Origin of the sequence: Martinezella miluonensis, assembly GCF_900094545.1 — a bacterium.
Taxonomy (GTDB): domain Bacteria; phylum Pseudomonadota; class Alphaproteobacteria; order Rhizobiales; family Rhizobiaceae; genus Rhizobium; species Rhizobium miluonense.
Genome location: NZ_FMAH01000022.1, coordinates 36,723 through 50,624, shown reverse-complemented (window position 1 = coordinate 50,624; position 13,902 = coordinate 36,723). Strand labels below are relative to the sequence as shown.

Here is a 13,902-nt window from a genome sequence, read left to right as displayed (position 1 = left end):
CGCCATCCTCACTTGATAAACTTGATCTCCGGATTGTAAGTAGTACCTACAGCTCCCTTTGGTATATCAATAGTCCACGCTGGCCCGGTTTGTCCCGAAGAAGAAGAAAAGTCTCGCAGGGTGAAATTGCCATTGGGTGTGTTCACCACGTATAGGGTTCCTTTACCGGGGATTACCCTCGCGGCAGGGAGTTGCGTTGCGCCGGCGAGCTCCATGAAATATTGCTGAACTTGAGCATCCGTCGCGCCGGAGAATATTGCCGCATTCCCTGCGTTGGGTGCCTCGGTAAATGTTGCACCACCGATGTTCAGCGTACCGGTCGCGTTCGACGAGAAGAGGTTGGTCGCCTGTTGTATTGCAGAAGGTGCGTTTGTAGCACCGCTTTGAGAGGAATTATTGCCGGTGCCAGGTGGTACGATTACAACTTGCGGCCCGCCGCCATCACCACCGTTGGGCTGATCGCCGTTCACACCTGCATCGTCAAGCGCAGGTCCGCCATTGTGGCCCATGCCAGGGCTCTTCTGATTATATACGACGTCCATCTTGCCGTCGTGAGACAACTGGTCGGCAACGGTCGAGAGCAGGCCAGGCAGCATGGCTGTGCCGTTATAGATGCCGGAAACAAGATCGCAGCTCGTCGAATAGCAGTTAAGGACGACCGACATCGTCGCATTGTCGGGTGTCGTGATCGTCGCAACACGTCGGACCTCGGATGCCTGGCCCGTAATTTGGACGACGGTTCCGTCATCGAGCGTCCTGGAGGTGTTGATCGCCTGCCCTGCCGTTCCTGGTGTCAAAAGCACCATGATCGAAGCCAGTGCCGCCGTGGCCGCGGCAGTGTCTCCGAGAACAGCGCCGGTAGAATTCCGGAATAGCGTATAGCAGTTCCATGCACCGTCCGGGGTAATCCAATAGGTTCCGGAAGCCGTAGTGATCGAGCAGGAAACTGCATCGGCGTAAGCCGGTGTAATCAGCCAATCGAAGAAGTGATATTCGTTTTCGCTGTGATTTGCTCCGCAGCTGGCGAGCTGCGCCAGCACCTTAGGGTCATTGGCATAGGCGGCGAGCGCGACGGCAGCTTTTGAATCCTGAGGTGTCAACACACCAGCTGCCGTCATTCTGGTGATCGCATTGCCGATTGCTTGAACAACCGTCTGCCCGGCGATCACCGCCGCCTGAAGGCTTTGGACGGAGACATAAGGCTCGAGATCGATATGCTTGTCCTTGGTGATGACATTCTGCTGGGCTGGATCTGTATTGATAGCATCCACCGGCCGGGTCGCGCCGCTTTGCTCGAGCGAGGCCTGCTGTTCGGGATTGCGGACAGTGATGTTGCCAGCACCCCCGCCACCGCTCGAGATCGTCGCCTTGACCGACTGCTCGACATCGTCGAGCTGGTATTTGCCGCTGGCGCTCGAATTGTTCTTGATCTTTCCGTTGGCATCCTTGCCGGAATAAAGGTCGATATCGGCATTGACCTCAAAGCCTTGGTATTTCTGCGTGCCGACAAAGTCGGACCAGGTGAGCGTGCCGGTATCGAGATTGACCTGGCCGTCAGTCGAGATCAGCCCGGATGCGGCAAGATTGGTATTGCCGCCAACAGTGATGGTTTGGGCACCCTGCGAATAGAGGCCTGCCGGTGTGTCGATCCAGTTTGTCGAGCCTTTGCCCGAGCCGAAGCCCGGCTGTACGCCGCCTAGCGTGAGGCCGGAAAGCGCAGAGCTGGCGTTGGCTGTGGTCAGTAGCGGCGAGCCGTCGTCGCTCCTGCCGATCGTCGGACCGGTAAAGGAGAAGCCGAGCGAAGCTGAGCTGTTCGACTGGCTGCCGGTGTTCGGCGTCGAGACGATATTGAGATTGCCGCCGACCTTGCCGTCGATCGTATCGGCAGAGAAGACGGTGTTGTTGAGCGTCGTGTCGCCCTTCGAGACGAAGGTGATGTTGTTCGTGGCGCTGACGGTGGAGATCACCTGCGTCGTCGACGAGCTCGACGACTTCGATTGACCAGCCGAGACGCTCGCTGTCGGCGTGATGCCAGTCGCCCCGCCCATGCCGACGCCGACCGACACGCCGATGCTGGCGCCTGCCGACTGACTGCTCGACGAGGCATTGGATGTCGCCTGCGCGCCGGCCATGTCGATATTGTTCGCGGAGATCAGCACGCTGCCATTCAATGGGTCGGCAGCATGATCCGGATTGGCGATCGCCGAGATCTGCAAGCCTCGGCTGGTGAAGTCTCCATTTGTCGAGATATCGACCGATCTGCCTGAGATCGTCGGCAGCACTGGTGTCGAGGTCGAAACCGAGGTCTCGTTCTTCGAGTAGGTAAAGCCGGCCGTCAGTGAGACGGAGGCGAGGTTACCCGCATTGATGCCATCCTTGAGGCTGGAGAGCGCATCGTAGGCCTGCATGCCGGCAAAGGCGACATTGGCCGCCGAATAGCCGTCCGTGACTTTGCCGAGCTTGGAGGCGAGGTTCTCGATGCTCTGGCCAGCGCCGACGAAGCTTGAGGAAACCCCGACACTGACGCCGGCAAAGAAGCTGGTGGCCACCTCATCGAAGTTGGTAATGTCATTGCCAGAGAGAATGTTGATGCCGTTCTCGCCCCGGATGGTGACGCCACCGCCGGCGGCGATCTGACCTGCTTGATCGTTGAACGTATCGCCTGCCTTAAGCGTGATATCTCCGCCAGCCTTGATAGTGGATACCGCATTCGTCTCGGCACTCTGGTTAACTTGATCGGTAAAGCGCCCGACGCCGATGCCGATCGAGGCACCGCCACCATTGGTCGAGACCTGGATGCCGAAGCCGGAGCGCTTGTCGCTCTTCGAGGATTGGTCGCTCTCATGGCCGGGGAGGATGTTGATGTCGCCAGCCGCTGTTCCGTTCACGTCGCCATTGGTAGCGGCGATCGACGAGCCGATGATGTTGAGATCACCCTTGGTCGCGTTGAGCGTGACGTTGCCATTGGCGGCGGAAAGCGTCGAGCCGACATTATCGGTCGAGCTTTCGCTGATCGTCTTGCTGTGGCTGCCATAGATCGAGATAAAGCCACCGCCGGACCCAACGCCGATGCCGGACTTCTTGGTCTGCTTGTCGCTCTCATGCTCTTCCTCGGCACCCATGACCGTGACGGTCGAGCCGGACAAGGAGAGATTGTTGCCGGCGGCAATGCTGGAACCGGAGACGACGGTCTCATTGCCGGCGGCGACGTTGACGTTGCCAGATGCCGAGATCGAGGAGCCGACCGTGTCCTCGTCGTAGGTATGCGTATGGGTCTTCGAGGAAGACAGGAAACCGCTCTTCTTGCTGTCGGAGGTGGTTTCGTCGGTGTCCTTGCCAGAGGCGATGACGATGTTGCCGGCAGCGCTGATATTGGCATTAGCCGAGTGGGTCGCATCACCGGCGGTGACATCAGAGGCAGAGATCGTGACGTTACCGCCTGTCGACGCGATATTGACGCCCGTCTGGCCCGAAATCGACGACCCTTCTGCCGTGGTCGTCGCCTCGCTGTGCTTCGTCTTGCCGCTGCTGCCGGACGACGATGCGCTGTCAGTCGCTTCGCCGATGGTGACATCGCGCTTGGCGACGAGATTGGCCGCGCCACCCTCGGCGGCAATATCGGAACCGATGACACTGATATTTCCAGAATCCGCCTGAACCGTCACACCACCGTTTTGCGAGGTAATGGAGGACGCGTTATTGGTAACGGCGGTCGAGGACGACTGGCCGCCTTTGTAGCCATTGGCGGCACCGGCAATCGTCTTCGATTGGCTCGTGGTCTGGTCCTGCGAGGCCGTGATCGCGATATTGCCATTCGTCGAGACGATGCCGAGATTGCCGCCAGCCGCAAGCGACGAGCCACCGATCAGCACACCCTGATTGCCCGATATCAGCATGGCGCCGCCGGCGATGAGCGACGAGCCCTGCTGGATCTGGCTGGTCGTGGTCGTGACCGTGCCGCCCAGGGAAAGGTTCAGCCGGTCCTTGCTGAGAACGGTATTGTCGACGCCGGCGGAGATGATGTTGACCGAGCCGTTCGCGGTGAGAACGGACAGGTCGCCACCGACCTTGGCGGAGCTGGCGATGATGTTGACGCCGTTGGTGCCGGCGATGCTGAGATTGCCGCCCGTGGTTACGGTGGTGCCGGAAAGCGTCTGGACACCGCCATTCTCCTGCTTGACGGCGCCGAGCGTTATGGTCTGGCCGGAGAGCTGCGCGCTGCCGCCGGCGGCGACCTTGGTGCCGCTCAGCGTCAGGCTGCCGGCGCCGGCATCCATCTTCAGATTGCCGCCGGCCGTGACGCCGCCATTGGCGGCAACGACGGTTTGCCCGCCGATGTTCATGGTCTGGGCGGCAAGCGTGATGCCGTTCTCGGCATTGAGATTCATGTTGCCGCCGGCAAGGAAAGCGCCGCCATTGGCCTTGATGCTGCCCGCGTTGATGGTCATGCCGTCGGCGGCGGCAATCGCGCCGGAATTGTCGACACTCCCGGCATCGATGCTGACGGTGTTGCCGGCGATGGTGGCCGCGGACGTGGTTTTGGCGCGATCGGCCGCCGAGAGATAGACGACCGGCACCAGCACCGGCGCGCCGTCGACGATCTCGGTCTGGTAGATGACCATCGACTGCGTCAGCGACGCGGCCTGCTCGGGCGTCAGCGGCTGTCCGAGACCAAGGCCATGCGCCTCGGCGTAAGCGACGCCATTGTCGAGCAACGTCTTCATCTGGTCGGTGGCGTTATCACCGGGAACGAAGGAACCGGCTCCAAGGCCGTTGCCAACCAGTTGCCGCATCTGCTCGTCGATGAGCTGGTTGTCGAAATAGGCGTCGCCGAGGAAGGGAACCTTGGTCTCAGGCGTGTAGCCAACCCGGTCTATAAAATAAGCCGAACCATAGAACTTCGACACGTCGAGGAAGGCAGCCCGTGTTTCGAACAGGAAGACCTGCCCTGGGACCGTGCCGCCGACGCCGCCCGATTGCGGCTTGGCAAGCGAGGCGAGCTGAGCACCGTTCGTCTGCAGGATCTGAGTGAGATTGCCGCTATTGCCGATCGCAGCGGTGAGCTTGCCTATCAGGCTATTCGGATTAACCGACGTGGTGCCCGTCGTCAGTGCATTCGCACCGATCGAAGGACCGGTGGCAGCTGTTAAACCGTTGCTGGTGACCGAAGCACCGACCGCCCTCAGATTGTTGCCGCCGATTGTTGGACCTGAACCGAGCGTCGAACCGTTTCCGGTAAGCGACGGGCCGCTATTCGCGTTGGCGCCACCATTGGCTGCTACGCTTGAAAGCACCGCACTGACATTGAACAAAGCACCGCCAGCCGTCATGCTGTTGAGGGCGCCAAGTGGATTGTTTGCCGTCGCCGGCGCGTCAATCACAACGCCACCGTTGATCGAACCGTTGGACGCGACATTGTTGATCGCACCGCCGCCATTGATGGTCTGGCTTCCGTGCGCCTGAATAACGCCCGAGATGGCGCCGACCACCTGCACGCCGACCGTGGAGCCGGGGTTCAGATCCCGCGAGGGATCGCGTGTGCCATTAGGATTCGGCGCATAGGTGAGCGCCGGGTCATTGCTACCGATGCAGGGGCGATTGGGGCCGCTGCAATCCAGCCCGCCTTGAGTCGGGTCGGAGGAGACGACGTCTGGGTAGTATTGGCATGGAGTACTGCTGTCGCAGATCGTCTGGGTGACGCGGTTCAGCGTTGCGCCGTCATTGGTGAGCGTGCCTGCGACGGTGAGCAACATGTTGCCGTCGGACTTGATCGAGCTGTAGGAATTCCACAGGTTGGTCGCATTGATGGTCAGGTCTCCGCCCGCACGGATCTGCGCGGAAGCGCCAGCCCCACTGATCAACTGATCCTGCGAAACGATCTGGCTGACCAGATGATCGACGGCTTGTATCCAGGTATATGTCGGGGGATCATGATCCCCCGAGCCGTTGCAGCGGGTCTCGCAGCGGTAAGTCCTGGTGATCACGTCGTAGGCGCTGAGGATGGCGTTGGAGATCTGCACATTGCGCTGGATTGCCGGAGCCGAGGTCGTGACGTTGCTCAGGCCATTGGTCAGGATCGACAAACTGCCGCCCGACTGAATGAGACCGGCGGAATTGACGACGGCACCGTTTCTCTGACCGCCGCCCGGCCCGGCGATGGTAAGGCCATTGCCGGATAGGATAGCGCCCTGATCGTTGGTGAGCGTGCCGCCGACGAAGAGGTTGGCGTTATTGCCGGCAAAGACGAGGCCGGACGGGCTGTTGTAGAAATCGCCTGCGATGTTGAGGGCAAGGTTGTTGCCGGCCGCCAGCTGCCCGATATTGCCGAGCGACGGCAGGTTCAGCGTCAGGTCGTGCGCCGCAAGCAGCGCGGTGGCAGCCGTCGTGGTAAGACCTGCCGCGGATATGCTGATATCGCCGGAGCCGCCGGCATTGGTAACAGTGCTGACCTGCGCGTTCGAAAGATCGGCGTTGCCCGACAGATTGAGGGTCAGGCCACCGAAGACAAGATTGCTGCCCGCAAGATTGGCGGAGGCGGCGTTGACGATCAGCGTGCCACCGCCGGCCATCCGGCTGCCTCTGCTGCCGGACAGATCGAGTGCACCGGTGTTGAGCGTCAGATTGCCGCCGACGCGGGTGGTGCTGGTATAGGCAATGGCGCCTGGGCTGGTCAGCGCGGCATTGCCCAGGCTTTGCAGGCTGTTATAGCTGATATTCTGCGTCGCCGTGGCGGCAAGATTGCCGCCCGAAAGCAATGCGTTGGCGCTGAGGCTGCCGTTGGAGGCGGCAAGTGTCATTGCGCCGGCGCGCCGCAGCATCAGGCTGCCATTGGATGACGCATTGGTGGCGGCAAAGTCGACGCCGGAGACCAGCGTGTCGATGGTGATCGAGCGGGCGTTGAGGTTGACGTTGCCAGTGCCGAGCGATTGGCCGCTGAGCGTGATCGCGTTACCGGCGCCAATGGTCAGGTCGCCATGGGCGACGGCATTGGCGCTGACATTGTTCGCCGCGTTGGCCGTGATGGTCCCAGCAGCAAGCAGGCTGTTAAAAGAGATGTCACCTGCAGTGGCTGTGAGCGTCAGGTCGCCAGCCTGGCCTAGAATGACGTTACCGGCGCCCGATTGGTCCATCGCCGAAAAATCGACACCGGCGGCGATGACGTTACCGCTGACGGCAGATCCGATGAGTGAGACATTGCTGGCACCAAGGAGCTGGCCATTGATCTTGACTGTGCCGGGACTGGTGGACGAACCGATTGCGACCGCACCGTGGCCCGTGATGTTGCCGCCGGTAAACGCGCTCGCCGCCACATTGAGGCCGCCGGCGACAATCAACGTGCTGGCCGACGCACTTCCGGCGTTGATGGTCAGGTCGCCGCTTGATCCGAGAGCGATGGCGCCGTTGGCCGATTGCGCGGTGGCGGCGAAGTCGACGCCGGTAACGGCTTGACCCAGTTGGACAGTCGAACCGGAGAGCAGGACGTCGCCGGCACCGAGAAGCTGACCCGACACATTGACGCTGTTGCTGCCGGCAAGGGTGATGTCGCCATGCCCGGTCACGGCGTTGGCTGTGATCGCAGCGCCACTGGCGTCGATATTGCCGGCCGACAGCATGGTCCGCGTGGCTATGCCGGCAGACGCGGTCAGATTTATATCGCCGGCGCGATTGCCTGCAATCGTCGCGGCAGTTCCGAGCACAATACCGCCGCCCGCGGCATTGGTGGCCGCGAAATCGATGCCGGAGATCAGCGTCGGCGCGTTGATGTGACCGCCGCTAACCGTGAGATTGCCAGCGGCAATGATCTGGTTGCTGACATCGACATTGCCGACAATGCCTGCATTGCCATGAGCGGTGATGCTGTCGGCAATGAGATCAGCCGCATTCGCCGTGATGTCCCCGGCGGACAGGATCGTTCCAGCCGTGATATTGCCGGAAGCCGTCAGATTCATGGCTCCCGACGAAGCCAGCACGATATTGCCGCCAGCCGCATTGGTGGCAGCAAAGTCGACGCCGGTGATCAGCGTCGGCGCGCTGATGCTGCCGCCACTAATCGTGAGGTCACCGGCGGCAAGAATCTGGTTGCTGACATCGACGTTACCGACAACACCGACTTTGCCGTGGCTGGTGATGCTGCTTGCCTGCAGATTGGCGGCATTCGCCGTGAAATCGCTGGCCGACAGGAGCGTGCCGGCTGTGGCGTTGCCAGCAACGGTAAGGTTCATGGCGCCCGACGGGCCGAGGACGATGTTGCCGCCGCTCGCATTGGTCGCCGCGAAATCGACACCGGAGATCAGGAGACCGGCGTTGAGGCTGGCGCCGTCGATGTTGAGATCACTGGCCGATAACACTTGGCCGCTCACATTCACGCGGCCGCTTGCGGCCGTACCGCTGGCCTTCAGATCGGTCTTGCCATGGCTGGTAATGTTGCTTGCCGTTAGATCCATCGCCTGTGCGGCAAGCCCACCCGCCGACAATAGCGTGCCAACAGTGAGATTACCGGTCGAGGTTAGCGAGATATCGCCGCTCGACGTCTGGACGATATTGCCGTTGGCGGCAGCGGTTCCAGCGAAGTCGACACCGGAGACGATTGCCCCGGCTGCTATGCTCGGGCCTGAAACGCTGATATTTCTACCGCCAAGGACTTGGCCATTGACGGTTGTCGCACCGGCGAGCGCGATATCCCTGTGGCCGGTGACGGTATCGGCGGTCACGGTAGCGGCATTGACGTTGATGCCGCCAGCGGCCTGAAGCGTCGATGCGGAGAGCCCACCACTGAGCTGGGTCGTCAAATCCCCAGCGCGATTGCCTGCAATCGTCGCGGTCTGGCCGAGAACGATATTGCCGCCGGCCGCATTGGTGGCAGCAAAGTCGATGCCGGCGACAATCGTTTGGGCCGACAGGCTCTGACCAGTGATCGACACGTTGCCGGCGCCGAGGATCTGACCGGTGACCGTAGTCGCGCCATTAAGCGTCACATCGCCGTGCGCTGTGACGGCATCCGCGTTCACGGCCGCGCCGCTGGTCGAAAGCGCGCCAGCCGACAGCAACGTACCAGTGTCGATATTGCCGGCGGAGGCCAGCGTCAGATCGCCGCTGCTGGCGAGTACGATATTGCCGTTGGCAGCGGCGGTTCTGGCGAAATCCACGCCGGAAACGATCGCGCCAGCCTTGATGTCGGAGCCCGAGATGGCAACATTGCCGCCGCCAAGCACCTGGTTGCGGACAGTCACGCCTCCGACTGCGGCTCCGGAAAGCGTGATATCCTTGTGACCAGTGATGGCGTCGGCGGTAATGGTCGCACCGCCGGCGTTGACGGCGCCGGCAGCCTGCATCGTCGAGGCCGCAACGCCACCACCAACCGATACTTTCAGATCACCCGCGTGGCCAAGCACGATGTTGCCACCCGCCGCATTGGTGGCATCGAAATCGATGCCGGCGACAAGGGTTTGCGCCTTCAGGCTCTGGCCGGTGATGGATATGTTACCAGATGCGAGGATCTGATCCGTGACGCTAATCGCGCCACCAAGCGTCATGTCGCCATGAGCGGTCATCGCATTGGAGGTTACCGTCGTGCCATTTGCTGAAAGTGCCCCGGCCGACAGCAACGTACCGACGTCAATGGATCCCGTCGACGCAAGCGTCAGGTCACCGCTTGTCGCCTGGATGATGTTTCCGTTGGCAGCAGCGGTCCTGGCGAAATCGACGCCGGAAACGATCGTGCCGGCTTTGATGCCTGGCCCGGAGATGCCGATAGCGCCGCCGCCCAGAATTTGACCGCTGACCGTGGTGGCACCGGAAAGAGTAATACCCTTGTGGCCCGTGACCGAACCTGCGGCGACGGACATACCGCTGACATCGATGACACCTGCCGCCTGCATGGTTGGCGCCGCCACGGCGCCATTGACCGACACGGTCAGGTCGCCAGATTGGCCAAGGGCGATATTGCCCCCTGCCCTATTGGTTGCATCGAAGTCAATGCCAGCAACGACCGTCTGGGCTGACAAGCTCTGGCCGGTAATCGAGACGTTGCCAGACCCGAGGATCTGTTCCGTGACGCTGATCGCGCCCCCGAGCGTCATGTCGCCATGGGCGGCCATGCTGTCCGCAGTGACAGCGACGCCGGCAGAGCTGAGATTGCCGGCAGACAGCAGCGTAGCGGCATTGATGTTGCCGGACGAAGTAAGGTTCAAATCGCCACTGCCAGCCAACACGATGCTGCCATTGGCGGCAGCAGTCCTGGCGAAGTCGACACCGGAGACGAGGGTCCCTGCCTTAATGCTCGAACCGGAAAGAGAGACGTCACCGCCTCCCAGTCCCTGGCTGGTAACAACCACGCCATCGACCACGCCGGAAAGAGTGATATTCTTGTGGCCGGTGATCGTGTCGGCAGTGACGGCCCGGCCGGTGGCATTGATCGTACCAGCTGCAAACACGGTCCCAGCCTGGATGGCGCCAGCGCTGTCGTCGATGGTCAAATCGCCGCCACTCGCCAGCACGATATTGCCGCCGGCCGCGTTGGTCGCAGCGAAGTCGACGCCGGAGGCAAGAAGACCGGCGCTGACGCCATTGGCGTTGCCGTTGATGGTGATATTGCCAGCGCTGAGCAATTGGTTTGCGACATTGACGCCGCCGGTGATACCGACGGCACCATGGCTCGTGATGTTATTTGCCTGCAACAGGGTGGCCTGAGCAGTCAGGTCGCCTGCCGACAGCAACTTATCGACAACGATATTGCCCGCCGTGGCGGTCAAACCGAGCGTGCCTGACGAACCGAGGACAATACCGCCGCCGTTGGCAGCGGTGGCCGCAAAGTCGACGCCAGCGGCAATGGCGCCGGCCTGAAGGGTAGAACCCGAGATCAGGACGTTGGTCGCAGCCAGAACCTGGCCGCTGACGTTAACACCACCGCCTGCCGTATTGACCGTAAGCGCTCCATGGGCGGTAATGCCGCTCGCATTGAGCGACGCTGCGGTCACCGCCAGATCACCGGCCGACTGGATGCTGCCAGCGCTCATGCTACCGCTGGAGCTGGCACTGAAGGAGCCGGCCGACAGCAGGTCACCCGTCGTGATATTGCCGCCAGTGGCGGTCAAGCCGAGGCTGCCCGCCGAACCAAGCACGACATTGCCGTTTGGATCGGCGCTAGTTGCGGCGATATTGATGCCGGAGATGACCTTGCCGGCTGAGATCGACCGGCCGGTGGCATTGACGTTGCCCTGCCCCTGCACATTGCCGGCAACGGCAATATCGAGAGCGGCGTTCAAGGCGATATTCTGGCTGCCCTGCAGCGAGGCGGCCGAGATCGAGCCGGAGGTCGCTGTCAGACTGAGGTCACCGATGCTATTGGCAGCACCGGCAATCGCGATATCGCCAGAGGTGGCGACAAGCGTTGCCGCACCATTGCCAGCCGTCACGCTTCCGACAGCAATCCCGCCGTCGGAGCTCATCTGTACGGTCGTACCGCTGTTGACATCGCCCGACACGCTCAAGAGACCAGCGCCGCTCGCCAGAACAATGTCGCTAAGGGCTGCGACCGTCTGCAGGGTGACGCCCTGGTCAGCTCGGACAGCGAGTTTCTGTTGCGAGGTGACCTTGGCTGCCGTGACCTTCTGTTTCGAGGTGATGGTGGCGCCATCCCGCCCAGAAGCATTGCCGATCGAGATCTTGCCATCTGATGATAGCGACAACTCACCGGCATTGGCGGCCATATCGCCGCTCATTTTAACGCCGGCGCCCTTTTCCGTGACGACCACCTTGATGCGATCGGCCTGCATGGCGCCCAGCGCGGTGCCATCGATCGCATATTCCGGCGTGCCTGACGTTGCCGTCAGCGCCGTCGAGTCGCCCGTGGCATAATCATATTTGCTGGCGCCGCCCGTCAGTCGCACGGTCTTGCCATAGATCGGCGCATTGACATGGATGTTGCGGGCAACGACGTCGAACAGATCGACCGTGCCGGGGGCAGCCGCAAAGTTCCCCCCTGCCCCTTCGAAGGTAACGTCGCCACCATTGACGGTGAAGCCGGTCAGGCTACCGTCGGCGCCGATGTTGGGAACACCGGTGGTCAACGTAGCATGCGGCGTGTTGATAAAGCCGCAGCCGTTGCATGTCAGTCCATTAGGGTTCGCTACTATAACATCAGCTCTGCCACCAAACACTTCGGTGGGACCATTCAGCGCCGAACGGTTGCCGCTGGTCACCTCATTCAAAATCACCGAAGCCGGGTTCGAGGCATTGAGGTTCGGATTGCCGGGTGTCACCCCGCCGAGGTTCGAGGTACCTTGATTGCCCTTGAAGTTGTTGAGGATCAGACCCTGGGTGCCGACGTTGAAGTCGTTGTATTTATTATATGACAGGCCAGCGCCGTTCGGAGTGACGATATCCACGAGCGGAACACCGTTCGGCGCAGCGCCGACAGTTGGCTGATTGGCGGCGGGTGCCGTCGTGCTTGCCGAGACCGACTGAGCATTGGCGATCGCCGGCTGCAGAAATAGAAGCGTGCTGAGGGTAACGGCTAGCGACTGGCGTCCGAGGCGCACGAGCCCATGAATGGCGTTGCCAGAATCCTGCCTTGGATATTTGCCCATGTTACGCTCTCGCCCTTTTGAGGCCGGGCTACGTCCGCGGATCCCGCAGGAACATCTAGCCTACTTCTCGCCTCGTCCAGGCCGCGTCATGCGGCACATATTGATGATTTTTCTTGATGGACTTGGTGGCAGACGTCAATTCACTACACGGATATGGAGAGCAAACTTTGGATAGTTCGCGCAAATTTGGTAAAGCGTGTGTGAATTTTACACCAATGACTATAGGTAAAGTGGGATAGAACACGCATCACGGATAGTTTCCGGATGCCTTGTCGCAGATGCCTCAGGCCTTGCGGCGCGAGGAAGGCGGACGTACCACGACGCGATGTTCGAGCACGAAACCGGGTTCTTGGTCGCGCAGCACGCCGGACAGACGACAGAAATGCCCGCAGGCATCGCAACGGCACTGGCGGTCACCGGTGTCCGCAGCAAAGCCGCGATAATGCATGCGATCCGGGACTCCGCAATGCGGGCAGGCAATATCGGGCCGGATCTCCATGCCGAGCCTAACCCTTGATTCCCACTGGCCCGCCGGATCGAGCTCGAGGATCCATTGCCGCGTGCGCTTGATCCAGCGGGTAACTGTCGCCGGCTTGACGCCAAGGATGGCGGCCGCCTCGGTGACAGGCCGTTGCTGCGATAACAGCCGGATGAATTGCTCCAGGTTCTGGAATTTCAAGTTCGATATAGGCGTACCGGTCGTGCGCCGGAAATGTACGTCGCAGGAAACACAGCGAAACACCGGCAAGACTGGCTTTGGATGCGCCGCACGCATGGCAAGCACCGTCTCGCCGCCTTGGCAATGTGGGCAGCGTGGCGGCGCTTCGGACGATGAGAACAAGTCGTCGAACTGGCCTTGCAGCCAGCCACTGAAGGCCTTGTCTTCCGTATCGGGAATTGGCCGATAGTGCCCCATCCGCGGCATCATCGGGTCAAAAGTGCGTTTCGGGGGTGCGGCTATCGTCATCGTCTCCGATACTATCGATCGGTCATGATGGCGTCCACGCCGGCCGGGAGGATATCCTCAAGCTCACGGCCGGCGACGAAGCCGGCGAAACCTGCGGTCTCAATCAAATTGTTCACCGTGACCGATCTGTTCGCGAACGGCGTCGACAATTGGCAGCATTATCGGCTCCGGCGGCGACAGGTTTGTCTTTAGAATCAGTCACTTGATCTAAAGTGTACTTGAAACCGCCGGACTTCGTCCGCCAAATATCGAGATTCATTCAATAATTTCAGTAGCTTACCGTTTGTGGACGGGCATTAGCTAGGAGGATGAAGGTCGCCCCTTTTGCGATAACGGCAGCCAAAAGTG

General features: G+C 61.1%; 2 protein-coding genes. Both read right to left on the bottom strand.

Annotation, left to right across the window (positions count from 1 at the left end; all coding sequences use genetic code 11):
* Nucleotides 1-8 precede the first annotated feature (8 nt).
* On the bottom strand, nucleotides 9-12,587 hold the full coding sequence (locus GA0061102_RS18025) for a two-partner secretion domain-containing protein (protein WP_092851714.1): 12,579 nt from the start codon (nucleotides 12,585-12,587) through the stop codon (nucleotides 9-11).
* 283 nt (nucleotides 12,588-12,870) lie between these two features.
* Complete coding sequence (locus GA0061102_RS18020) at nucleotides 12,871-13,554, bottom strand: DUF746 domain-containing protein (protein WP_092851712.1); 684 nt, start codon at nucleotides 13,552-13,554, stop codon at nucleotides 12,871-12,873.
* Nucleotides 13,555-13,902: the final 348 nt, after the last annotated feature.